The 25,969-nt window shown below is 37.3% G+C and carries 20 protein-coding genes and 1 tRNA gene; 13 read left to right on the forward strand and 8 right to left on the reverse strand.

Going from position 1 to position 25,969, the window contains the following annotated elements:
- Positions 1-2: 2 nt before the first annotated feature.
- The 5 genes from QM491_RS10885 to QM491_RS10905 form a co-directional block, all read right to left on the reverse strand.
- Complete coding sequence (locus QM491_RS10885; RefSeq protein WP_283327524.1) at positions 3-1,511, reverse strand: lipopolysaccharide biosynthesis protein; 1,509 nt, start codon at positions 1,509-1,511, stop codon at positions 3-5.
- A 158-nt stretch (positions 1,512-1,669) separates the two neighbouring features.
- A complete protein-coding gene (locus QM491_RS10890; protein WP_283327525.1) occupies positions 1,670-2,401 on the reverse strand; it encodes a TylF/MycF/NovP-related O-methyltransferase in 732 nt (243 codons plus the stop codon).
- Positions 2,402-2,486: 85 nt separating this feature from the next.
- Entirely contained in the window at positions 2,487-3,596 is a 1,110-nt protein-coding gene (locus QM491_RS10895) for a glycosyltransferase family 4 protein (RefSeq protein WP_283327526.1), read from the reverse strand.
- Complete coding sequence (locus QM491_RS10900; protein ID WP_283327527.1) at positions 3,596-4,312, reverse strand: class I SAM-dependent methyltransferase; 717 nt, start codon at positions 4,310-4,312, stop codon at positions 3,596-3,598. Before QM491_RS10900 ends, QM491_RS10895 begins: the two co-directional genes overlap by 1 nt.
- Before the next feature lie 242 nt (positions 4,313-4,554).
- Positions 4,555-5,664 carry a tetratricopeptide repeat protein gene (locus QM491_RS10905; RefSeq protein ID WP_283327528.1) on the reverse strand — a complete coding sequence of 370 codons (1,110 nt, stop codon included), beginning with the start codon at positions 5,662-5,664 and terminating at the stop codon, positions 4,555-4,557.
- 248 nt (positions 5,665-5,912) lie between these two features.
- Between QM491_RS10905 and QM491_RS10910 the strand changes: the two genes are divergently transcribed.
- The 3 genes from QM491_RS10910 (at position 5,913) to dapF (ending at position 8,816) form a co-directional block, all read left to right on the forward strand.
- Complete coding sequence (locus QM491_RS10910; RefSeq protein ID WP_283327529.1) at positions 5,913-7,151, forward strand: M16 family metallopeptidase; 1,239 nt, start codon at positions 5,913-5,915, stop codon at positions 7,149-7,151.
- Positions 7,152-7,218: 67 nt separating this feature from the next.
- Entirely contained in the window at positions 7,219-7,695 is a 477-nt protein-coding gene (ispF, locus tag QM491_RS10915) for a 2-C-methyl-D-erythritol 2,4-cyclodiphosphate synthase (RefSeq protein WP_166550271.1), read from the forward strand.
- A 353-nt stretch (positions 7,696-8,048) separates the two neighbouring features.
- Positions 8,049-8,816, forward strand: coding sequence for a diaminopimelate epimerase (dapF, locus tag QM491_RS10920; RefSeq protein WP_283327530.1), 768 nt, complete (start codon positions 8,049-8,051; stop codon positions 8,814-8,816).
- 122 nt (positions 8,817-8,938) lie between these two features.
- On the opposite strand, the gene QM491_RS10925 is transcribed toward dapF, so the two are convergent.
- The gene (locus QM491_RS10925) at positions 8,939-9,454 is read right to left on the reverse strand and encodes a GNAT family N-acetyltransferase (RefSeq protein WP_283327531.1); all 516 of its coding nucleotides are present in this window, start codon (positions 9,452-9,454) and stop codon (positions 8,939-8,941) included.
- A gap of 216 nt (positions 9,455-9,670) precedes the next feature.
- Between QM491_RS10925 and QM491_RS10930 the strand changes: the two genes are divergently transcribed.
- The 4 genes from QM491_RS10930 (at position 9,671) to QM491_RS10945 (ending at position 15,827) form a co-directional block, all read left to right on the forward strand.
- The gene (locus tag QM491_RS10930) at positions 9,671-10,702 is read left to right on the forward strand and encodes an outer membrane beta-barrel protein (RefSeq protein ID WP_283327532.1); all 1,032 of its coding nucleotides are present in this window, start codon (positions 9,671-9,673) and stop codon (positions 10,700-10,702) included.
- A 485-nt stretch (positions 10,703-11,187) separates the two neighbouring features.
- On the forward strand, positions 11,188-13,443 hold the full coding sequence (locus QM491_RS10935) for a RelA/SpoT family protein (protein ID WP_283327533.1): 2,256 nt from the start codon (positions 11,188-11,190) through the stop codon (positions 13,441-13,443).
- 420 nt (positions 13,444-13,863) lie between these two features.
- Entirely contained in the window at positions 13,864-14,364 is a 501-nt protein-coding gene (locus QM491_RS10940; RefSeq protein WP_095162259.1) for a Fur family transcriptional regulator, read from the forward strand.
- 182 nt (positions 14,365-14,546) lie between these two features.
- Complete coding sequence (locus tag QM491_RS10945) at positions 14,547-15,827, forward strand: adenylosuccinate synthase (protein ID WP_283327534.1); 1,281 nt, start codon at positions 14,547-14,549, stop codon at positions 15,825-15,827.
- Between the two features lie 239 nt (positions 15,828-16,066).
- Here QM491_RS10945 and nudK read toward each other — a convergent pair whose 3' ends face one another.
- On the reverse strand, positions 16,067-16,639 hold the full coding sequence (nudK, locus tag QM491_RS10950; RefSeq protein WP_283327535.1) for a GDP-mannose pyrophosphatase NudK: 573 nt from the start codon (positions 16,637-16,639) through the stop codon (positions 16,067-16,069).
- 71 nt (positions 16,640-16,710) lie between these two features.
- Here nudK and QM491_RS10955 point away from each other — a divergent pair, with 71 nt between their 5' ends.
- Together QM491_RS10955 and QM491_RS10960 are read left to right on the forward strand one after the other, a co-directional pair.
- Positions 16,711-17,463, forward strand: coding sequence for a DeoR/GlpR family DNA-binding transcription regulator (locus QM491_RS10955; RefSeq protein ID WP_283327536.1), 753 nt, complete (start codon positions 16,711-16,713; stop codon positions 17,461-17,463).
- Between the two features lie 102 nt (positions 17,464-17,565).
- A complete protein-coding gene (locus tag QM491_RS10960) occupies positions 17,566-18,114 on the forward strand; it encodes a hypothetical protein (protein ID WP_283327537.1) in 549 nt (182 codons plus the stop codon).
- 58 nt (positions 18,115-18,172) lie between these two features.
- Here the strand turns inward: QM491_RS10960 and tsaD are convergent, their stop codons facing one another.
- Entirely contained in the window at positions 18,173-19,171 is a 999-nt protein-coding gene (gene tsaD, locus QM491_RS10965; protein ID WP_283327538.1) for a tRNA (adenosine(37)-N6)-threonylcarbamoyltransferase complex transferase subunit TsaD, read from the reverse strand.
- Positions 19,172-19,394: 223 nt separating this feature from the next.
- On the opposite strand from tsaD, the gene QM491_RS10970 reads away from it, so the two are divergent.
- From QM491_RS10970 to QM491_RS10985, 4 genes are all read left to right on the forward strand, one after another.
- Positions 19,395-23,906, forward strand: a complete 4,512-nt coding sequence (locus QM491_RS10970; protein WP_283327539.1) for a translocation/assembly module TamB domain-containing protein — start codon at positions 19,395-19,397, stop codon at positions 23,904-23,906.
- A gap of 478 nt (positions 23,907-24,384) precedes the next feature.
- Positions 24,385-24,978 (forward strand): hypothetical protein, encoded by a 594-nt coding sequence (locus QM491_RS10975; RefSeq protein WP_283327540.1) that lies wholly within the window; start codon positions 24,385-24,387, stop codon positions 24,976-24,978.
- A 117-nt stretch (positions 24,979-25,095) separates the two neighbouring features.
- Positions 25,096-25,692, forward strand: coding sequence for a 3'-5' exonuclease (locus tag QM491_RS10980; protein ID WP_283327541.1), 597 nt, complete (start codon positions 25,096-25,098; stop codon positions 25,690-25,692).
- A 185-nt stretch (positions 25,693-25,877) separates the two neighbouring features.
- Positions 25,878-25,951, forward strand: a tRNA-Asp gene (locus QM491_RS10985).
- Positions 25,952-25,969 lie beyond the last annotated feature (18 nt).

The following is a 25,969-nucleotide window of genomic DNA, read 5'->3' on the forward strand; positions in this document are numbered from 1 at the left end:
TGCTATTTGATCAATTTTAGTTTACGTAAAATACCCATCACCGTTTTGTTGGCATCTTCGGATATTTTGAAATACAATACGCCTCCTCCAAATACAGCACAAATCAATAAGGAGCGTACTGCTACTGTCATCATTATTCCCATAAATCCAGACCCTAATGAAGGAATAAGTGTTGCCAACAAATAGGTCAAAATAAACAACCCCAGAACTTTTACCGTAGCTGTAGTAAATGGTTGAAGTTTGAGTTTAAAAAGAATAAAGAAATACTTGGTGGCATTATAAACCACTACCGAAGTTAGCGCTGCCAGTGCTGCGCCATTGAAGCTATAAATGGGTATTAAAATCAAATTTGTTACGATAATCAACACTGCCAACAACACGTAAAAAGCTAAATCATAACGGTAATATTTCGAATTGATTAATATCTCCGAGTTGAGCCCAGTAGCCATATCAATCACCTTGCTCATACCAAAGAAAAACACCACCCAACGACCTTGCGAATAAATATCTGCTTTGGGTAAAAGTTGGAAAATTTCGTCTACGTTACACCAAATTCCAAGAAATAAAAAACCTCCTACAATGAATAAAACTAGTGAAGATTTTCGGTAAATTTCTTCAATATGTGCCATATCATTTTTCTGCCAAGACTCTGCCAATAGTGGCAAACTGATAGAGGCAATGGCATTTCGTGGAATGGCAATCACAAGGGCTATTCTAGATGCAATATCAAAAATAGCCGTAGTATTTAACCCTCCGTCGTAGGCAGGCAACATGATTTTTTCAACATGTTGAATCAGCGTGAAACTAGCTCCTGCCAACAATACCCATAAGCCATATTGGTACATTTCCTTGAATAAAGGACTTCTATAGATGTTCCAATCAATGGTCAAGTAGAGCTTTCCTAGTATTTTGATATAAGCAAACAAGGCAATAATACCTAGTATATAGGTCACTACAGTAATACCAATTAATTGTTCGAAAGATATATATCCTAAACCAAAAAGAATCACTAATAATCCATTAGATAGACGAAGCCCTAACTCCCGAATAATGGCAGGTACTACTATACGCAAATGCACTTTTGCATAAGCTTCCAATACAGAAATATAAGCAATACAAAAAGTCAGCGGCAACATATAATAATAATACTGACTCAGAAGTGGCGACTTACTTTCGTAAATTCCATTAAAAACCGATTGTAGAGAAAGATATAAAATTGCGAAGATTCCTAAGCCAACCAATGGAGTTACCAATAAAAAACCTAAAAAGCCATTATGTCGTTTTTCATCATCAGCAAAACGATTGAAATAACGTGTAGCAATATGCGGCACCCCAATTTGGGCAAATGAAGCAAAAACGGTTGTAAAGCTGACCATAGCCGAAGCATACAGACCAAACTGCTCTTGCGTCAAAAATTTATTGTAAATAACAAGGACGTTCAATACCCCCACTGCCGTTCCTACATAAGTAACGATTGAACTTTTTAATCCTTGACGAATAATAATGCCCATAATTTATTGAGTGATTTAGCGAGTTGGTGATTGAGCGATTAAACATTTATCCATAAAATACTAGTTATCAATATATTTAATCACTTTTACCGCTCTTAAACTTCTTTACAAAACGACCAAATTGGAATTAAAACTTCCTAATTGTATTTCTTTAGCTATTAACTTTTTATTGCAATACGACCTGTGTAATCGATACGGTTTAACAACAATGAACCGTTGAAATACTCATCAACTGCACGCTTACATCCCTCCCAGTGACCATAATCATCAATGACTAAAACTCCCTTTTGAATTAATAAAGGATATAAATATTTCAACTCATGAGCCGTTGACTCGTACCAGTCGGTATCCAAACGCAATAAAGCAATCGGTGCATCAGGCATCGTAGCAGGGATAGTATCTTCTACTTTTCCTTTTACAAAATGCACCAAATCTTGAGGATATCCCGTTGATCGCATATTAGTTTGCACATCATTAAGATCCGCCAAGCACCACACAGAATTTTCTTTATTTTCGACATTTTGATCCATCAACTCCTTGGCTTGTCCACCACGAAAATCTACGTCATCAGCTGTTGGCTCAGACATTCCTTCGTAGGTATCATACAAGTAAAGCTTACGATTAGTGACGCCTAGTTCTTTTAAAGTTAGGGCAATCATCATTGAGCTTCCGCCTCTCCAAACACCACATTCCACAAAACTCCCTGCAATATTATTTTTGACTATATATGTAACAGCACTATATAGTGCGTACATACGCTCGATGCTAGTCATCGTGTAAGGACGACACGCCTTTAAGATTTTCAAAAATGTTGGATCGTTGATAAAATCTTCCTCTTTTTGCACTTTGGCAATCTTATAGCCAAACGGTTTTAATAATTTGCTAATCATAAATTTATTGGAGTAAACGGAAATGGGTTGTGCCTAGTGGTAGGCTACATTAATTAATTATTTATACAGATTATTGTTGTTACATTTACAGAATTACCTGCTTCAAAATCATCTTCAGAGAGTCTGCTCGTTCTTGCATCCCATAATTTTTTTCAATATACTTTCGTGCAGCTTTACCCATTTGCTCTGCTAAGTCAGGATTCTGCGCTAAGCGAATCATATAGAATGCCATATTTTTCCAGTCCCCTTCCTCAACTAAAAAACCTGTCTCTCCATGCACTACAGCATCTCGAATGCCAGCGTGGGTAGTACTGACAATTGGAAGTCCAGTTGCAGATGCCTCTAAGACTGTATTAGGCGTTCCTTCCGAATCTCCGTTGGTAGCTCTTACCGAATGTTGAACAAAACATCTAGCAGTTCGTAAAATTTCAGCTATTTCAGTAGGTGTTTTTTTACCTTTAAACTCTACTTTATCCGCTATTCCAAGCTCTTTAGCTAAGGTTTGAGCTTGTTCAAATAATTCGCCATCTCCAACGGTGATAAGCCTAGCTTCGGGTATCTGTTGTTGTACCAAATCAAACGCTTTAAGTAAATTTTCTGGCGATTTTTTTGCCGTAAATCGTCCTACATATACAAAGCGAATAGGCGCTTTTGCTGGTTGTGCTCCCCAAAAATTATCCAAAGATACGCCATAAGGGTTCAATACAATTTGTTCTGGTTTAGCTCCTAACTTTAATAATTGCTCATTCATATCATTTGATACTACAATGATTTTCGTAGTATACTCAAACATCTTCTTATACTCAGAAGCATATTTATTGAGTGTATCAAAATGATAACCATCAAAACCATGGAAATGAACAACCAATGGAATATTGGCTCGCTGACAAGCCTCATAGACTGATGCTCCCATCGGACCATAATTGGCGAGGACAACTGTTATTTCTTGCTTTTTTAAATACTTAGCTAAAAAAAAGTGATACAATTTGCGATACACATTCGGCAAAATATTACGTAATCCACCTCTTACTAATAATATACTAAGTGGAAAAGGCAAAAATGATTTTCCATTAGGTAAAATTGAGGGATACCAACCTTCGTACAAAAGTACTTTGGGTTGTAATTGCACAATCTGATTATCTATAAAAGTTTCAGAATAGGAAAATTTATTCGAGCGTAAAATACAGATATTCATTATTTTATAGTCTTTTTCTTCGCTACCAACACATACGTACAAGCATCTTTATCGATGGTATCTTGTGCTGTAATTTTATCAAAAAAGATAATCTGTGGTTGCATAATGATGGCTAAAAGTGGACGAAGAAACTTGGGGAGCTTAAACAACAATCCATCCTGAAACAATTGTAATCCCATCGCCGCACGACCAATAATGCCTTTAAAATAAACTACTTCAAAGCCTTCATCTTCTACAATTTTGCGCAAGCCAGTTGACGTCCAACGCCAAAAATCTGTTGGGTCTGGATGAAACATCCAGTAACCATGTGTGCTCAAAATTAATAGTCCGTCATTTTTCAAAACACGATGAGCTTCTTGTAAATACTGCTTAGGGTCTACGACGTGTTCAAGTACTTGGGTCGAAAGCACAACATCAAGCTTTTCGGCATCGAGCTGGATAGCGCCTGTTGGTGCAATATGAATATCTGCAATCGGATTTAGCTCGAGGTCGATACCCAAATATTGGGCTACAAAAGGAGCTACAATTGGTTCATAGGGCTTGTTGCCACAGCCATAATCTGCAAGGGTAAGTTTTTGAGGACTTTTGGCCAAAAACAATTGTACAACCTCCTCGATTTGTGCGCGTAACTTACGCAAGTAGTAATAACGAGCGGCCATTCGCCCAAATAACGAGGGGTATAGTCTTTCTATACCAGCTTCTCTTTCAGTCATCATGATTGGTTTCAAGACTTATCGGATAGGTTTTTTCTCAAAATATACCTTTCTCTCAACAAGTATAAAATCGCTTTGTCTATGTTGGTGATTAGATGTTTATCAAAGTCAGAAACGTTGTACTACTGCTTTTCGAAACAATTTGCAAAGCTACTAAATTTTGCTGTTTTAAAAGCAAAAAGCTCCCAGCAGAACTGAGAGCTTTGATATTTGTGCAAATAGTATTTAAATCGGAATTAATTCTTTTACTTCAAAAATACTTTTGCCTCGGCAGTAGTTGACTTATACTCTGCTATTTTCAAACACTTTTTCACATATTCTTTAGCTTTATCTTGATTTCCTTTTCGACGTTCTATTTTAGCCAAACTCAAATAGGCTAGCGCATGATAGTCTTTAGTAAATCGTTCATCGTAAGGCATTTTAACACCTTTTATCAAATAAGCTTCTGCTTGGTCGTCTTTGTGTTGTCGCTCTAACTGGATTCCCTTAAAAATTGAGGCTGCACATTGAAACATAATACCTTTTTGTTTTTGAAGCTTAGCAACATAATCATCGGCCTCCTCAAACTTATTGAGGGCTGTTAAGATTTCGGCTCGTTGCATTTGGTATAACAAGTTGTCAGGAAACTTTTCTATCAACATCGTATTATAATGCAAAGCCTTAGTTGGAGTTCCTTCGTATTTCATATATACATAGCCTGCATAAAAAGTGGCTTCATTTTTGACAAAAATGGTTTTGCGAGTAGCCAAGTCTAATTGTTGTAGTCCTAGCTTTTTATTCCCATCTGCAAAAAAGAACATAAATGGTTTTATCAAGGCGTGTGTTTCTGGATATTCAACACGATAATAATTGTAGATACCCGAAGAGAACAAAAATTCAGGTTGTTTCTCGGTCCATTCCAAGCCTTTTTTTAAATAACTATAGGCTTTTTTGGCGACTCCAACAGCCTTCATAAATTCCTGATTATCGGCATCATAGGCAGCTATATATCCAAGTGTTGCTAGTTCGAAAAAGTTGGCTTCTATATCATCTTCTTCCTTGTCGAGCATGGCTTCAGCCAAATTTCTACTTTGAATAAGATAGTTTAGATACACTTTTTGCTGAGCAGGATAATCCTTCAAAGGAAAATACTGTAGTTCAGTTTGTAGAGCCATTAAGGTGTACGAAACAGGATGACTGGGATACCGTGTTCTAATTTTCTGAAAAATCTCTGTAGATTCCTTAAAATCGTAAGAATACATTTTTTCTAAGCCTAGCTGAATTTGGTGACGAACATTAGTATCGTTTAAAATCTGAGCTTTTGAGATGTTGAAAGAGATGCTTAAGAGTAAAAGCAATGTGATAATTTTTTTCATAAGTTTTTGATTGCGAATTGATGCAAATAATCAATCTGTACTACGATAATATACTAAGCAATATATGTGGTAAAGTCTTTTAATACAAATCAAACCGATTTATGTACATTTGTGTTTACTATTCAATAACTCAAGGTATCCTGCTTTGAGTCGTAAAAGATTGTTTTGTCTCTATTTTCGACCAAACCCTTGTTCATAAAACTACCAAAAGAACCACAAGACTTGGGTTATATTCATACACGGCATATATGATAAGCTATTCACATTTTATACTGAACAACGGACTTAAAGTTTACGTTCATGAAGATCATTCTACTCCCATTGCAGCAGTAAATATTTTGTATAATGTTGGCTCACGCGATGAAGACGAAAACAAAACTGGCTTTGCTCACTTATTTGAACATTTGATGTTTGGTGGCTCCAAAAACATTGCGAGTTATGATACACCCCTGCAACGTGTTGGTGGTGAAAATAACGCTTTTACCTCGCCAGATATTACCAATTATTATATCACACTTCCTTCTGTGAACCTTGAAACAGCTTTTTGGCTCGAATCTGACCGTATGCTGTCGCTTTCGTTTGATCCCAAAGTGTTGGAAGTGCAACAAAAAGTAGTTATCGAAGAGTTCAAACAACGCTATTTGAATCAGCCTTATGGAGATGTTTGGCTCAAACTTCGTCCTTTGGCGTACACAACTCACTCATACCGCTGGGCTACGATTGGGAAAGAGATTTCGCATATCGAAAATGCGACTATGGACGATGTGCGTGAGTTTTTTTACAAGCATTATTTACCCAACAATGCCGTAATGGTAGTGGCAGGGAATGTGACCTTGGAGCAGGTAAAGCAATTATCTAAAAAATGGTTTGAGCCTATTCCAGCAGGAAATGTAACACCAAGAAACTTACCTCAAGAGCCTCGTCAAATGGTTGCTCGTTTCTTAGAAACTAATGCCAAAGTACCCCTAGATGCTGTTTACAAAGTATTCCATACTCCAGCTAGATATGCCGATAATTTTAATGCGATAGATTTGGCAAGTGATATTTTGGGACGTAGTAAATCATCGAGATTATACAATAAACTGGTGAAAGAAAACCCACTTTTCAACTCTGTGAATGCCTACGTTACGGCATCGCTCGACCCTGGGCTACTTGTCATTCAAGGTAATCTTAATAACGGTGTAAGCATCGAAGAAGGTGATGCGGCTATTCAAGAAGTTCTGAACGAATTTTTATCTCAACCAGTTGATGAAGATGAATTGACAAAAGTAAAAAATCAGGCTGAGTCGACGTTGGTGTTCTCAGAGGTTGAGCTTTTGAATCGTGCTATGAACTTAGCCGTAGCAGCCAATGCTGGCGATCCTGAGTCGGTTAATCAAGAAACTGAAAAAATTCAATCTGTTAACGCCGAACAATTGTCGACATCAATCAAGGATGTTTTAAGACCCGAAAATTGCTCAACATTATACTATCGCTCAGAAGCATAAGATATTACATTTAGGTAATGAGAGACGCTAATAAATCCCTCGTTACCTTTTTCTTAAATATTAAAACATGAAAATCAGAGTAGGACAAGGATATGATGTTCACCGCCTTGAAGAAGGTCGTGATTTTTGGTTGGGAGGTATCAAAGTGCCTCATACACACGGAGCAGTCGGGCACTCGGATGCAGACATTGCCTGCCATGTGATTTGTGATGCACTACTAGGTGCTGCCAATATGCGTAATATCGGGTATCATTTTTCGGATAAGGACCCACAATGGAAAGGCGTTGATTCCAAAATCTTATTGGCACGAGTGATGGAAATGATTCGTGAAGCAGGCTGGGAAGTCAACAATATAGATGTGACGATTATTTTACAAGTACCAAAGTTAAATCCTCATATTCCAGAAATGAAACGAGTGTTAGCTGAGGTAATGAAGATTGACGAGGAAGATCTTTCTATCAAAGCTACCACTTCTGAGCATATTGGGTTTGTAGGTCGTGGCGAAGGAATTGCAGCGCAATGTGTAGCGCTGATTAAGAAGTAGTTGTGAATGTTGAATTGTGAGTTAGGATTGAACGAAGTATCTATTTCGGATGTTGGATTTCGGAAGTGTAAGCTTCTATGTTAAAAAAAATAAAGGTGTTTTATTTTTTTTCCGAAATCTAAAATCCCCAACCTGCAATAGTTAGAATTCCTTCGTACAGTACTAGTTGAAAACGTAAAGTTTTAATTATCAAAAATTCACATTCATAACAAGATTAAAACTGATAGGCATTAGGCAAAAAGCTTCTATGAATTCATGAGAAATATTTTTCTGAAAGTCCAAAGCTGAAAGCCGAACACTAAACGTCTGATCCCTTATCTCTTAAAAGATTGTTAACTAAAAAACTATTTCTCATGAAATTCTATAAATATCAAGGCGCTGGAAATGACTTTGTGGTGATTGATGACCGCGACAAAAGCTTTCCTGTTTCTCAAGAATTAATTGCCCAAATGTGTCATCGTCGTTTTGGTATCGGTGCCGACGGATTGATGCTTTTGCAGAGTGACGAGCAATATGACTTCCGAATGGTCTATTTCAACTCTGATGGTACCGAAGGCTCTATGTGTGGCAATGGCGGTCGCTGTCTGGTTAGATTTGCGCATGATTTGGGCGTTATTGGCGACCAAACCACCTTTATTGCCATCGATGGTGAGCACGAGGCATCTGTCAGTCCTGCTACCATTTCATTGAAAATGATTGATGTAAAAGGTGTTGATAAAACCGAAAAATATGACTTTATGAACACAGGTTCTCCACACTATGTCGAATATGTGGAAAACCTTGCGGAATATGATGTTTATTCACACGGAAAAGGTATTCGTTACGGTGAACCTTTTGTGAGTAAAGGCGGTACAAATGTCAATTTTGTCGAAGTTACAGGCCCAAATGCTCTTTCGGTACGTACTTACGAGCGTGGTGTCGAAGACGAAACCTATGCTTGCGGAACAGGCGTTACGGCTTGTGCTCTATCTGCAAATCTTCGTTTAGGATTTGAAAATGCCATCGACGTGAAAGTACTGGGAGGTGATTTGAGAATTGAATTTACCAAAACTGGTGAAGATAGCTTCGAAAATGTCTACCTAATCGGTCCAGCAGTAAAAGTATTTGAAGGAGAATATTAGGAAGTACGAGTGATGAATTGTGAGTGATGAGTTTTACTTGATTGCTCAGTACCCTCTTGATACTGTACGGAAATTTTGAAGCAAGTGAGTGATTATTTCCAAAAATAATCACTCACTTGCATTTATACCCCTCTCAAAGCAACATACAAATATCCATCATAACATTTGCCATGTTTGATGATAGATTTAGGTTGAATAGATTCCAATTGATATCCTCCTCTTTCTAGCACTTTTTGTGATGCTTTGTTACTATCAAATACCCCTGCAAAAATGCGTTGTATTTGTGGAAAATGCTCGAATGTATAAGCTGTCATCTGTTTGAGAGCCTCTGACATAATTCCTTTTCCCCAATATTCTTCACCAAGCCAGTAGCCTATTTCGGCTTGACACTCATAGATATCTTGACCCAAAGTAATACCAATACATCCCACCACAGTATCATCGACACATATCGCCAACGAAGTATAGGGCGATTTTTGACTCTTGTTAAAATCAATCCACCATACGGCATCATCGTGCGTATAAGGGCTCGGAAAGATATTTCTCAAATACTTGGCAACATTGAGATTATTGGCGTGTTTGACTAATGAATTTTCATCGCCATCTCTAAATACTCTCATAGTAAAAGGCTGTAACATATCTGATTGAAGTTGTAATCTTTAATTGATTCAGTTTTTTTTCTTATTGCTAATGCACTTTATATTAGGTTTTGACCGAACATATTTAAAGAAATATTTATCAAATTCTTGTTATAAATCACATTTTGTGCCTTATTTTCCTGAAAAATATTGACTCTAAGTAACATAAAAGTATTTAGAAAAGCGTTTTGTCAAGGGAGCAAACACTACATAGATATGAATAAAATATACCTTCTTACACTTTCATTGATACTTTTGCTGGGAAAGTTAGGACATGGACAATCATTTTTATCTTTTGGTAAAAATAAATCCAGAAGTACAGAAAATAAACTCTACGAAAAACATTCTTCTGTAGCATTTGGCTTGGGAACAAGTCATTATTATGGTGACTTAGCACCTTATTACCGTATAATTCCTTCCTTCACACAAGATATAAGATGGAATGTGGGTGTCGAATGGGAACGCTATTTGTCTCCACATTGGGGTGTTAGAGTAGGTTTATCATGGATACGCATTGCTGGCGATGACAACAAATTTCAGGGTATAGCTGGGATGGAAAATTTATTTATGCGAAATGTTCACTTCAGAAACGATGTCAAAGAACTATCTGTAGTAGGCGTTTATCAATTAGCCAAGCAAAACCGTAACTATCGCTCACGAACCAAGCTTATGCCTTATTTATTTGCAGGTGTTGGGGTTTTTCATCATAATCCTATGGCAAAAGCTCCTCAAGGCATCAGCATTCCAGCAGGACAATGGACTAGTCTTCAACCACTTGGAACTGAAGGGCAGGGCTTGCCAGGCTACGACTCCCCTTATAAACTAATTTCGGTTAGTATCCCTGCTGGTTTCGGGGTAAACTACAAAGTAAATAAAAATTGGGATTTTGGAATAGAATTTAGTCTAAGATACACTCTAACAGATTATCTCGACGACGTGGGCGGGGCGTATGTTTTGCCTCAAGATGTCCAAGACCCAAATACTTTGGCATTTGGTCATCGTGAATTAGAAAAATATGCTATTACTACAGGTCGTGACCGTGAACCCGAAATTCGCCAATGGTATGCCAATGCAGGTTTAACAGCATACGCTGACCCCAACACTCCTTTGAGTTTAACAGATGCTTCTGTTCTGTATCGAGGTAATTCTCGCAATGCTACAGGAAATATAAATGATAGCTTTTTAATGACTCGAATCAAACTAGTTTATCACCTTATGCCAGCAGTAAAATGCCCTCCATTAAGATAATAAGCTCTATTTTTTAGTACAAAGGCGTTTTAGAACTGAGATTCTAAAACGCCTTTGTTTTTGATAAAAATCGTTTATAAAATCTCGAAGATTATGATTTTTAGTTTGTTTTTGAAGCTAAAACGCTTAATTTAGTGTAAGCAATCGGCTCGATGAGCAGAGTACAGTGGCCCGAAATGTGAGGTCGGTTTGTTGATTTTAATAGATTTTTCAAGATTAATAGACTATATTTTTCATAGTGCCATGACACCTCCGCTTTTTTCCTGTCAATATGCCTTAATTATTAACCCAAAAACAATCACAATTCTGACCACTATTCATAGAAGTGATGATTTAAGAGTATCTATCATATAAAAGTTTGTACGAGTCGTTTTTCTTTTCCATAAAAAACTCATTTTCAACCTTTTGCATATAGTGTATTTCTATATGGTTAATAACTAATTTCTGTTAACGCTTTTCCACTTTAGTCCCCCAACTGTGTTAATATGTCCGTAGAAGCTGTAGCGATAGACTTAGAATTAGAAAAGAAGGAAATCCTTAAACGGTACAGAAAATTACTCGCAAGTGCCAAACCCTATCTTCGTGATAATGATGCCAAGTTAATCAAACAAGCATTTTTGATGTCGGTCGAAGCGCATAAACACATGCGTCGTAAATCTGGAGAACCTTATATCTACCACCCCATTGCTGTAGCGCAAATTTGTGTGGATGAAATAGGGCTTGGAGCCACATCGATTATTTGTGCCTTGTTGCACGATGTAGTAGAAGATACCGAAGTAACACTCGACGAAATTTCGGAACAATTTGGTTCCAAAGTTGCCAAAATCATTGACGGCTTAACAAAAATTGCAGGTGTATTTGAGCATGGTTCTTCTCAGCAAGCAGAGAATTTTAGAAAAATGCTTTTGACGCTTTCTGACGACATTCGAGTTATCCTTATCAAACTTGCCGACCGTTTGCATAATATGCGTACGCTCACAAGTATGGCAAGAGACAAACAACTGAAAATTAGTTCAGAAACTTTCTATCTGTATGCGCCTCTAGCACACCGCTTGGGTTTGCACGCTATTAAGTCTGAACTAGAAGACCTTTGCTTGAAATATACAGAACCTGAAGCTTACAAAGAAATAGCCAAAAGGCTCAAAGAGACCAAAGCATCTAGAGAGAAATTTATCCAAAACTTTATTCGACCTATCGATAAAGGGCTTCAGGATATGAGCTTCAAGCATGTGATAAAAGGACGTCCAAAATCGATTTATTCAATTCATAATAAACTCAAAAAGAGCAATGTTCCTTTTGATGAAATATATGATTTGTTTGCCGTTCGGGTTATTTTGGATGTTCCAAAAGAACAAGAAAAAGCGGCTTGTTGGGCGGTATATTCGATGGTGACAGACCATTACAAACCTAACCCCGACCGTTTGAAAGACTGGATTTCAAACCCTAAGTCCAATGGTTATGAATCATTACATACTACAGTAATGAGTTCTGGCAAGAAAGGCCGTTGGGTCGAAGTACAAATCCGTACGACCCGTATGGACGAGATTGCAGAAAAAGGTTTTGCCGCACACTGGAAATACAAAGGTAACGACACCCGTACCAATAAGGCTTTTGAGTCATGGTTGTCTCAAATTCGTGAAGCGCTCGATTCTTCCGATAAAGCCCAACAATCAGCCGTTGAATTGGTCGATGATATTCGTAGTAGCTTGTACAACGAAGAGGTATTTGTATATACGCCAAAAGGAAAGCTTATCGTTCTCAAAGAAGGTGCTACGGCTTTAGACTTTGCCTTTGAAATCCACACAGAAGTAGGGGCGCGTTGTATTGGTGCGAAAGTCAACAATAAGTTAGTTCCATTGAGTTACAAACTCAAAACGGGTGATATTATTGAATGTATGACTTCGGCAAAACAAAAACCATCCGAAGATTGGTTGGGGTTTGTGGTAACTACCAAGGCCAAGTCACGTATTAAAGACTATATCAAAGAAGCCAACAAACAGCACGTAATTGTTGGACGTGATATGGTGGAGCATCGTTTGAAAATTCTTGGCGTAAATGTACTCACCTTAGAAGTAACCAATCAGCTAAGAGCCTATTTCAATGCCAAAGATGCCAATGACTTGTTCTATCGTTTTGGAAAAGGCTATATCCAACTCGATGAGCTAAAACGCTGGAAGTCTGACCGAGAATCTCATGAGCGTAAGCAAGCTGCTAAGAGTATTCAGGAGCCATTAACCAATACCAAAAACTTGGTAAAAGAGCTCAAGAAACTTCATGGCGACCGCAAAGATGCCGATGCTTTGTTGATTGGAGAAGATATGGATAAGATAGATTACACATTGGCAAAATGCTGTAATCCAATCGCAGGTGACGATGTATTTGGTTTTGTAACCATCAACGAGGGTATCAAAATTCACCGCACCAGCTGTCCTAATGCCCCTGAATTATTGTCAAGACATGGCGACCGTGTACTAAAAGCAGTCTGGGCATCTAAGATAGAAATGTCTTTTGTGGCACATTTGATTATTAAGGGAACCGACCGCATGGGTTTGATGAACGATGTTACTAGGGTAATTTCTCAAGACCTGCAAGTAAACATCCAAAACCTTTCTATTGGCGTAAAAGATGGTATTTTTGAAGGAAAAATTGCTCTGATGGTCAATAACACAGCTCACTTAGAAAAACTTGTAAGCTCCCTAGAACAGGTAAGTGGCGTTGTAGAAATCGAGAGAGGGGAATAAAAATTATTTCGGATTTGGGATGTTTGATTTCGGATTGATTTGAAAAAAATCTTAAATCCGCAATCTAATATCCCATATTAGTACTGTACGAAGGATTTCCAACTATTGCAGATTAGGGATTTCTGATTTCGGAAAGAGTAAAATACCTTAATTTTTTCAGAATATAAATAAAAAGATAGGTTACATTTCCGAAATCCAACATCCGATATCCAAAATAGATTGTTCCTACAATATTTCGTACACTACTAATCTACGATACCGACTAAAGCTTTCTTATAAATTTCCATTTTAATTTGAAAATGAGTTATTTTGTATAAAGAATAGATTTAGTCTAAAATTGAATCTTCATGAATTATTGAGTGTTTAGTTTTTGGACATTGAACCAGCTTTTCATAAACTAAACACCGAAGCCATTAAACAATGCCATCAAACGCTAATTTGGAGGCTGTAAAGAAAATTTTTACAGCATATCTTGAGAATAAAGGGCTGAGAAAAACGCCAGAACGCTTTGCGATTTTGGAAGAGATTTACTCACGTGACGACCATTTTGATGTGGAGGAGCTTTATATTTCGATGAAGAATAAGAAGTATCAGGTTTCGCGTGCAACTGTATATAATACCTTAGATGTATTAGTAGAATGTGATTTGGTTTCCAAACATCAATTTGGTAGAAATATCGCACAATATGAAAAATCTTATGGTCGTCGCCAACATGACCACTTGATTTGTACAGATTGTCATCATGTAACTGAGTTTTGCGACCCACGTGTTCAAACAATTCAGTCGATGGTGGGCGAAATGCTACAATTCAATGTAATGCACCATTCGTTGATTTTTTATGGTTCATGTACCAAAACGGATTGTGAACACAAAAAAGCTCTTCAACAACAGCTTTCTGTTAATGGCGAATCTGACCATTAGAAAGGAATTCTCTGGAGTATCATAAGTATAATACCTCAGAGAATTCTCAAATTTCCTCTGTAGATAAGGGCTTTTCCTAATAAGATTAGTTATCTTTGCCTTTCATTTTGTACCGCAGGCAATGGCCTGTAAAATTTCGTAACTCTAAATACGGGCGTAGCCTGTGATACCAAGTAATAAAAATGGCAGTAGATGTATTGTTGGGTTTGCAGTGGGGCGATGAAGGTAAAGGTAAGATCGTTGACGTTTTAGCTCCTAAATATCAAGTTGTTGCCCGCTTTCAAGGTGGCCCTAATGCTGGACACACATTAGAATTCGACGGATTCAAACATGTTTTGCATCAAATTCCTTCAGGAATTTTTCGTCAAGAGGTTCAAAACATCATCGGTAACGGTGTGGTTCTTGACCCAATCATCTTCAAAAAAGAAATCGATGGTCTTGCAAAGTACAATTTGAGCTTGCAACAAAACCTCGAAGTTTCAAAAAAAGCTTCTATTATCCTTCCTACTCACCGCTTGCTAGATGCAGCTTACGAAAAAGCTAAAGGTGACGCCAAAATCGGATCTACTCTAAAAGGTATCGGTCCTACTTACACAGATAAAATTTCTCGTCAAGGTTTGCGTGTTGGAGATATTATTTCACCAAACTTTAAAGCAAAATATGATGCGCTTGTAGCTCGTCATAAGGGTATTTTAGATGTTTATCAGTTTGAATATGATTTGACTGCTGCTGAACAAGAGTTCTTCGAAGCTGTTGAATTTATGAAACAATTCAACTTGGTAGATTCTGAATATTCTGTAAACAATGCTTTGGCAGAAGGAAAAACTATCTTGGCTGAAGGTGCTCAAGGCTCTTTGCTTGATGTAGATTTTGGTTCGTATCCTTTCGTAACTTCTTCAAATACTGTTACAGCAGGTGCTTGTACAGGTTTGGGCGTTGCTCCAAAAAACATTGGTGAGGTTTATGGTATCTTCAAAGCTTATGCGACACGTGTTGGTTCAGGTCCTTTCCCTACGGAATTGCTTGACGAGGTAGGTGAACGTATGCGTCAAGAAGGTCGTGAGTTTGGTTCAACTACAGGTCGTCCTCGTCGTTGTGGATGGATTGATCTTCCTGCATTGAAATATGCGATGATGATCAATGGCGTTACACAATTAGTCATGATGAAGGTTGACGTATTGAATATTTTCGAAGAGATCAACATTTGTACGGCTTACAAATTGCCAGATGGTACTATCACTGAGCAATTGCCTTACGATTTAACAGATACACAAGTAGAGCCTATCTACGAAACATTGAAAGGATGGAACACGTCTTTGGCTGGCTTAAGAACTTTCGAAAGCCTTCCTGCTGAATTGACAGGCTATATTGCTTTCTTGGAAGAAAAATTAGGCTTACCAATCAACTTTATCTCTACTGGTCCTGACCGTGATGAGTGTGTGTTGAGAGGTGCGTTAGCATAAACTATCGACTTAGGGCTTTTAGCAGTAAGCTAATTGCTAAGTTTGACATGAGTCATTTCTAATTTTAGAACTGAGCTTATTGTCAAACTATTCATCAAAAAAGGCGTTCGAAATGAGTTTTCGAACGCCTTTTTTGATAGTCTCTTAAAAAACACCTCTTTAGATGCAAAATTTGGTGTATCTGCAAATGAAATTCATCTTAAAATAATCACTCATGCACTCAATCACCAATCACTCGATTAGAAATTTTTATGTAGTTGTAAATACTGCAACAACATAATTGTTTTTCCATCTTTTATTTCGCCTGTTTTTACCATATCTAAGGCCTGCTCAAAAGGTAATTCAAGGACATCTATTTCTTCGTCTTCAACTCCCCCACCTTCATTTGCAACGTCTTCTTGTGAATACTCAGCAATAAAGAAATATAAAATTTCAGTTACCGAACCTGGACTCATATAGGCTTCAAAAACTTTTTCTACTTCCGAAATACGATAACCCGTTTCTTCCTCAGTTTCTCGCTTGATAGCAGTTTCAGGCTCATCTTGGTCGAGCAAGCCTGCGCAAGCTTCGATAAGCATTCCGTCTTTGTTGCCATTGACATAAGTGGGAATTCTAAATTGTCGAGTCAAAATCACCGTTTTTTTCTGACTATTGTATAAAAGAATGGTAGCGCCATTACCTCGGTCATAAACCTCACGAGATTGGGTTTCGACAATGCCATTTTTGCGTTGATATTCAAACGTATATTTTTTTAAAATGTACCAATTGTCAGACAAAAGCTTTTCGTCGATAATTTTGATGGAAGAAGTCATAAAACAAATTTGATTATTTTTGATTAAAAATGATTATTTTTGATTAATTATTCAAAACAACTAAATTTTCTATGAATTACCAACTCCGCAAACAGCTTATTTTACAAACGGTCGAAGAAAAAGGCTCGGTGGAAGTCAAGGACTTAGCCGAATTGTTACAAACTTCTGAGATTACAGTTCGAAGAGATTTGGCAACCTTGTCAGAGCAAGGTCTTTTGTATCGCACACATGGCGGAGCTATGAAGATGAGTTTGGTACAAGCGCCTACGAGTTTTGCCAACAAGTCCACTAGCCGCATGGCTGAGAAAGACTATATCTGCCAAAAAGCTAGTCAATTAATACAAGAAGGTGATGTGATATTTTTGGATTGCGGAAGTACTGTATCTCGTTTATGCCAATTTATCAAACATAAACGCATCAAAGTCATCACTAATTCGTTGCCAATTGTGTATGAATTAATGGGGACAGAGGTATCCGTAAATCTTATTGGTGGAGAACTGGACGCAGAGCGACAAGCCATTCATGGAACAATTGCACTAGAGCATATCGCTCGTTATCAAGCTAATAAAGCATTTTTAGGAATCGATGGTATTTCGTTGGCTAGAGGACTGAGTGCAGCCTCCGAAAAGGAAGCTAGTATTGCGACAGCTCTTGCCCAGCATGCACAAGAAGTCATTTTATTATGCGATGCCTCTAAGCTCGAAAAAGAAGCTTATCTACAATTTGCTTCCTTCGATATGCTCGATATATTGATTACTGATGCCTCAGCAGATAAGGAGTTATTGGTAAAGTATGAGCAAAAAGGCTTAAAAATTATTTGTTAGTATCTCGATAAGTAGGGTTTTTCTAAAAGCTATTCCGATATTTGTATATTGGTTAGAGATATACCCACATTCTCTAATAATATCACTTTTTCTAGGAGTCACATGGATAAATCTTTTTTACAATATCTTTTTTCAGAAGACATTATTTACAAAATTCCTGCTAATACAGAGAACAAACAAGACCTTACGGTTCCTGTTGTAAAAGTATCTGAAGAAATTCAACCAGAAAAAGTACAAAAAACCGTAGCGCCACCAACACCTGCTCCTGTGGCGAGCGTGCCAGACTTTATCCCATATAATCCTAAAAATCAGGTGTTGATTCTGGTCGATAATATCAATCAAGAAGAAATGGAGCTTTTGGGGAAAATCCTGGGGGCAGTTCAATTGCAAATCAACCAAGTAGACTTATTGGACTTATCAAAAGTAGGCGATACGAGTCTAAAAAATATTTTGACTCAAAAATCACTGCGACAACTACTTACCTTTGGAGTATCTTTATTCAGAATACAATTAGAGATTCCTCTCACACCCTATCAGATTCGAGAAGTGCAAGGCGTAAGATTTTTGTATTCAGATGCTTTAGGAGAAATCAAAGACGACGTGACACGCAAAAAAGCCCTTTGGTCAGCAATGAAAGCGTTTTTTGCTTAAAAGTAAAAGCGTTTTGAATGAAAAAAATCACTCAAAACGCTTTATTTATTACATCATTTTACCATGCCATTCGTGGCATAGGACTTACATCCTGACCACAAAATTCACCTTTCTCTGCTTTGAAATGTGCCGCCATTGCAATCATCCCGGCGTTGTCGGTGCAATATTGAAATTGAGGAATATATACATTCCAACCTAGCTCCTCTCCTAGTCGCTGTAATTCGGCACGCAAGCCTGAATTGGCCGACACCCCACCAGCAATCGCAATATCTTTAATTTTGTATTGCTTAGCTGCTTTTTTGAGTTTTTGAAGCAAAATTTTAATCAAGGTATGTTGCATCGAAGCACAAATATCCTTGATATTTTCCTCAACAAAATTAGGGTTCTTGGCTGTTTCTTTCTGTAAAAAGTACAAAAACGCTGTTTTGATTCCAGAGAAAGAATAATTCAATCCTTGCATTTCGACCATCGGAAACTCAAAGCGCAATGGGTTACCTTCTTTGGCATATTTATCGATTAACGGTCCGCCGGGATAGGGCAAATTCAACAGTTTTGCCGTTTTGTCAAAAGCTTCACCAACGGCGTCGTCTTGGGTTTCGCCAATAATTTCCATGTCGAGTGGCGAACGAACAAACACAATTTGTGTATGACCACCGCTTACAGTCAGACAAAGGAATGGAAACTGAGGCTTTGGCTCATCGATAAAATGCGCCAAAACGTGAGCTTGCATGTGGTGTACATCTATCAATGGAATATTTAAACCAAGCGCCAAAGCTTTGGCGAAAGAAGTACCCACTAATAAAGAGCCCAAAAGACCTGGTCCACGCGTGAAAGCTATGGCATTTAGGTCAGATTTTGTTATCTTCGCCGTGGCTAAAGCTTCGGCTACTACAGGCACAATATGTTGCTGGTGGGCACGGCTGGCAAGTTCGGGAACAACGCCGCCCCATTTTTGATGTATGGCTTGGCTTGCGACAATATTGGAATGAAGTTTGCCATCAATAATAACGGCTGCTGAACTGTCGTCGCAAGAGGATTCTATCGCTAAAATGGTCATGTTTCAAAATTTTTCACAAAGATAACCAATCATTTTCAAAGCTGGTTAACATTGACAAATAGGTAGCTTAGCAACCACGTCAGGTAAACATCTTTAAACTTAATATACGGCTTTTGCTTCTGTTTCGTTTTAAAAGCATAACATCCAAATCTATCTCTTAGTTTGATTCTGCGGAATATTCCGTTGATTCATATACCCAACCCCGATTACCATTTCGAGTTAAATGATTTTCAACGCACTCAAAATATCAACTAAAACAGTCCTTTATGCTTTGGTAGGGGTCATGATTTTGGTTGTATTGTTGGTTTCGGTGTTGAGAACCTCGTATGTGCAAACGCAACTTGCGCAGTATTTTGCCCCAAAAATTTCGGCAGCCTTAGGCTATCCTATCGAGGTAGATAAAGTTACGATTCACTTTTTTGACGAAGCTACCCTCGAGGGCGTGCGTGTAAAAGATTATCAAGGTTATCAAATGATTGATATTGAAAAACTAGATTTAGATTTTCAACTAAAAAGTTTGGTACAAGATAGCACTCAAAACGTACTCGATTATGTTCGTTTATTCCGTCCAAAGGTAGTTTTGGTCATTGATAAAAAAGGCGATTTGAATATCGATGAATTTATTCGTCGTATCAACAAGCTTACGGCCTCAAAAGAACCTAAGCCAAAAAATCGTAAACCCTCCCCTTTTATCATCCAAGAAGCTGATATTCAGGATGGAATATTTACCTTAAATGATGAATCTGAGCCGTATCTAAATAGTCGAAAATCCTTCGATCATTATCACTTTACACTTCATGAGCTAGAAGCCCACCTCAATGACTTTACCCTAATTCGAGATACCGTAAGTTTCAAAACTACCTTGAAAGGATATGATCGTTTTTCAAATACAAGAATCAAAGAGTTAACGACCAATTTCTTGATTTCGGATACGCAAATGCGTTTTGATAATCTATTGTTGAAGCTAAATAATTCGACCGTTAAAAATCAAATTTTGATGTCTTTTAAATCTCAAAAAGACTTCAAACATTGGAACTCTAAAGTCAGGATGCGAGCTAATTTTGATTCGACATTTGTGACTTCGGATGACTTGGGGCGATTTGTCAACGATATGTATGAATTCAAAGACTCATATCATCTGAATGGCAAATTTGATGGTATTGTCAATGATTTTAAGCTCCAAAATTTTGATTTATACTTTGGTAAAAAATCAAAACTACGGGGTGATTTTGCCTTTAAAGGTCTTCCTTCTATCTCAAAAGCCGACATGAAATTGTCGATGAAAAAATCTCATGTACAGGTTGAAGATTTACAAAACTATATTGGTCCTGACCCTGTAAAAGCGATTAAAAAATTTGGTTATGTTAACTTTGATGGCACATTTGCAGGAACAATTTCGCAATTTAAAACTACAGGATTACTCGAATCTGAACTTGGAAAATTAGACGTGGATGTAAGTATGGTATTAAAACCAGAGTCTGCCAAATCTACATATTCAGGTCTAGTAAAAGCACATGAGTTTAAAATTGGGACTTTACTTGAAGAAACCCTACTAGGAAATGTTTCGTTGAATGGTAAAATTGAGGGGCATGGTTTTAGTTGGAAAGACTCGGAGCTTCAATTTGATGGCGATATTAATAGTTTGCAGTTTAATAAATACGACTACAAAAATGTGTATGTCAAAGGCAAACTAGCCAAGCAACTTTTTGATGGTCGGGTGATTGTGAATGATACCAACTTGGTTTTTAACCTTTATGGAAAAGTTGACTTAAGAAATCAAAAAGAACAAGTTGACCTTTTTGGCAAACTCACAAAAGCCAATTTGCGGAATCTATTTTTCACCAAAGACGATTGGCGCATTTCTACCTATTTGGATGTTGAATTTGATGGTATCAATGTCGATAAGCTGAAAGGGGGAGCTTTGCTATATCATACCGTGTTGGGTTATAATACTCGAAATTTGTATGTAGATACGGTACGATTTACCTCAAAAGTATTGCCTCAAGAACGATTATGGTCTTTAGAATCGCCACAAGCGGATGTTGCTTTCAAAGGAAAGTTTTTGCCCTCAAAAGCAACCCAAGATTTGATGCAATTAGTCAAAGAATATTCGCTTTATTTTGTGGGTAATGAGCAAGAGCGAAATGACTATTATACTAAAAAACCTTATTTCGTTCCGCTCAATTATGAGATAGACTATTTATTGACGTTAAAGGATTTTTATCCTTTTATGGCGCTGGTATATCCTGAGGGAAAAATCTCTAAAAACACCCAATTTAAAGGCAGTTTTGGGATTGGCTCGACCTCTACTTTTTCGTTAGAATCAAAGATTGACACCTTGATCTTGGGTAAAAACTATCAATTTTACGGTAGCCATATTGACCTCAACTCTTCCAAATTTTATAACTCACCTTCGGTGTTAGCATCGGTAGTGTTGAACTCCCAAAAGCAAAAAATCAGCATTCTTGAACCTACCGAAAAGTTTAATTTAGAGGCCTCTTGGGGCGATGATACAAGCATTCGTTTTACAAGTAAAATTCGCCAGCAAAATACAACCAATGAAGCCACACTCAATGGAACATTGGGCTTTATGCAAGAAGGTATATCGCTAAAATTCAACAAGTCGGAGTTTAAAGTTTTAGACAAACATTGGCAGATAAATCCCGAAAACCTAGTAACAATTGTGGGGAAAGATTTGGGAGCTCAAAACTTTATGATTGCCAATGATGACCAATATATTGCCTTAGATGGAAAAATTTCGGAAGACTCGACCGAGGCCATGAATTTTAAGGCTAAAAACTTTAGTCTTGAAACGCTAGCTCCTGTTGTAGCCCTAAATATTAGTGGTACCGTCGATGCCGATGTGACGCTCAAAGAAGTATATAAACATATCAATGCCGACTCACAACTGAGAATAGAAGGACTTACCCTAGATAATTTTTTGATTGGTAATTTTGAGGGTTCTGGTATTTACGACCAAGAGGCACATATCGTTCGTTTGGATTATGATCTCGAACGCCTCAATAATCATATCCTAAAGTTTCAGGGAACGTATGACCCTATGCAGGAAAGTAATTCTCTCAATTTGACTGCTAATCTGAACCAAACTAGTTTACAAATTTTAGAGCCATTTACCAAAGGAGTTTTCTCTAATCTGAAAGGTACAGCCAGTGGCGATTTGAAGATAACAGGCAACCTCCGCCACCCTATTTTCAATGGTGTTATAGATGTCAAAAAAGGCTCTTTGTTTTTTGACTATCTCAAAACTACCTTGAATTTTGAAGATAAAATCCACTTTGATGTCGATGAAATTTTTGCCAAGAAAATGACAGTTTATGACGACGAAGGCAATAAAGCGTCGCTAATGGGCGGGGTGTATTACGATGGTAGCAACAACTTTTCGCTAGGATTGAACTTAAATCTATCACGCTTCAAATTACTAAATACCACCAAACGAGACAATAATCTTTATTACGGAACAGGATATGCCAGTGGCAAGGTATCCATAGACGGGCCGTTCAACAATATTGTGATTGATGCTAATTTGATTAGTGATAGAGGTACTCGACTATACATTCCTTTAGACAATGCACAAGATGCTGGAAGTCAAGAAGAAATAGAGTTTTTGGCAGCAAAAAATCCAGACGAAACCAAGAACGAGAAGAAGAAAAAAGAAGATACATCGAGTCGTATTCGAATGGATTTCAAATTTGAATTTACGCCTGATGCCTACGGAGAAGTACAGTTTGATAAGCAAACAGGCGACATTATGCGAGCCTACGGAGCGGGTAAAATCAACTTAAAAATTGATACCAAGGGCGACTTCAGCATGACTGGCGACTATGCCCTTGATAGAGGAGATTACACATTTACTTTCCAGAATATTATCAATAAAAAATTCTCTATTCAAAGAGGTAGTCGCATTAGTTGGTCTGGCAATCCGTATGAGGCAATGCTTGATATTAGAGCAGCCTATACGCAAAATGTCAACTATTTGGGTTCTGTGATTGATACTGTTTCTACTGGCTCATCGACCTACAAAAACCGACCAGAATTTACTCGTCGATATCCTGTCGATGTCATTATTCAGTTGCGAGATAGATTATTACAACCAGCTATTAGTTTCGATTTGAAATTACATGATTATCCACAAAACCCAGAATTTAACTCAGGTGTAACGGCATTTCAAAACCGTATTCGTACCGATGAACAAGAGCTCAACCGTCAGGTGAGCAATGTATTACTTTTGGGACAAATGGTATCCAATTCGGCCGCGGCCTTTGCTTCGGTCAATTTGGTCAATAACTTGATGGAATTAGCTTCTAATCAGTTGAGTAATGTATTTTCAAAAATTGACCAAAACCTCAATGTCGATTTAACTTTCAACGGAAGTGGCTTAAATCAAGATTTAATTAACAACCTACAGCTACGTTTTTCATACAACTTCAACGATAGGTTCAGAATCACCCGAAGTGGTGGTTTTACCACCGCATTAAACCAAACCAATGCACTATCCTTGATTGGTGACTGGTCTTTGGAGTGGTTTATTCAGCGTGATGGAAGTTTGCGTTTGAAGACCTATAACAGAAATGTACAAACTTCTATATTAGGCACCTTAAACACTCAATATCAAACTTTTACATCTGGAGGAATGTCGATTCTTTATTCAAAAAGTTTTAATTACTTTTTCCCCAACAAATACAAAAAGCTGGCTAATACAGGTAATAGCCAATAAGGTCAGACTTTTGTCTAAACAGTCTTTTCTCAGTGCAATTTTACGTTATCATTATCTAAATACTTTATTTTAAAATCATAGATAATGTTATCAAAAATAGAAAGTATAAATGGATTGCCTAATTTCAAACCATCTTCAAACTCTAACTAAATCTGTAAAATTCACAAGCTTCTTTTGACTGCTCATATAAAGCCATTCAGCTAAACATACAATTAAGCATACTTCATACATTAGATAAACCTTAATTTATCATGTATTCTTAGGTCACCATCAAATGCGATTACATTTCCTACTTATCAAGTGACTAGATTTGTACGCAATACAAACAAAGTTTTTCGAAAATCTCAGAGTTATCAAAATACAGTTTAATTTTGCCTAATAAAAAGAGGTTTGCGGATTAATGATATGTTAAAGTTTAAAAATAGCTGATAACAAATACACCTACAACCTCCTCAATACCAGCACCACACCAATATTTATGACTTTAGGAATTTTGTTTTTGATTTTTGGGGCAATCGTTTTTATATTTTTTAAGGATAAAAATTCTCAGCAAGCCCCTCAGAAGTACGATGATTATAAGCCTGATTATACACCCTCCACAGATCACTCACTCAAATATGAAAAGGGTGAGGCTTTCGAAAAATATGTTGTTCAAAAGTTTTCTCGAAACTTATTTCGTGTCAAAGAATGGCGAGGTGATAAGTTTGTAAATGGACAATATGCCGAAACCACTACTTATCCTGACCTAACGTTCGAATTCAGTTTTCGAAATATCACTCAAACGTTTGCCGTAGAATGTAAATACCGTAGTGACTATTACCGTGATGGTATTGAGTGGTGCAAGCCTTATCAACTCGAAAATTATAAGCACTATGCACAACGTTTTCGTATTCCAGTATTTGTGGTGATTGGCGTAGGTTATTCACCTTACGAGCCCGACGAATTATTTGTGATTCCACTAAAGGCTTTACAAGATACTTTTGTAACCAAGTATTTTTTGAAAGGCTACCAAAAATATAACTTTCACGAATCAAATTTCTATTTTGATCCACAAACACGTGATTTACGCTGATTAGATATACTTTTCGGCTTCTTTTGCTTAGTCTTTAGATGCTTCTCTTAAATTTGTAGTTTGCCTTTATTAATAAGGCAAATTATGAGATTTTTTACAAACCTAATATTAAATCGTATGCCTTATTTGATACTCGATTTAGAAATGTCTGGTCAAGAAGCCGGCTACCATGACATCATTCAGATTGGCGCTGTTTTGGCGGATAATGATTGGAAAGTGCTTTCTAAATTTGAAACGCTCGTATATCCAGATAACGAAGAAACTTTTTCGAGTTATTCTGAAAAAATTCATGGTATTTCACTCGAAGATCTGGAAGATGCGCCTTCGTCGTATGATGCTTTAGAAGACTTTGAGACATGGATACGCAAAACACTTCGTCGTGACAGTCATGAACGCTTACATGATGTGGTTATCTGTGGGCAAAGTGTCATCAACGATATCAATTTTCTAAAGGCTAGCTATGACGACCTCAATATTGATTGGCCGTTTTCATTCAAGTTAGTTGATTTGCTAAGTATTTCGGTATTGATGTTTCAGGTTTTTGAAAACAACAAAATGAAAACGCCACAATCTTACAGTCTCAAGTCTGTAGCAGATTATTTTGGGATTCATCGCCAAGACCAAGTACATAATGCTTTGGAAGATGCAGATATCACTTTTCAGTGTTTTAAAAAGTATTTTGAACTTGCAAAGCAACTACAATTTCAAGCATAATTCATAGGTTATAGCTGTTTTTAATATGTTGGTGCATTTTTTTACGAAAAAAAATCATTTTTTTTCATCTCCATTTTAATCAGATAATGAGAGAGTTATAGTAACCATTACAAAAAACTTTCATAAAACTGCTTAAGGTGCATTTGCATTGTAAGAAATAAGTACTAATTTTGCATCAACAAAACGGTTTGGTAGTTCAGTTGGTTAGAATACATGCCTGTCACGCATGGGGTCGCGGGTTCGAGTCCCGTCCAGACCGCAAAAGCTCAGAAAGAAA

The organism is Flectobacillus longus (assembly GCF_030056705.1).
Lineage (GTDB): Bacteria > Bacteroidota > Bacteroidia > Cytophagales > Spirosomataceae > Flectobacillus > Flectobacillus longus.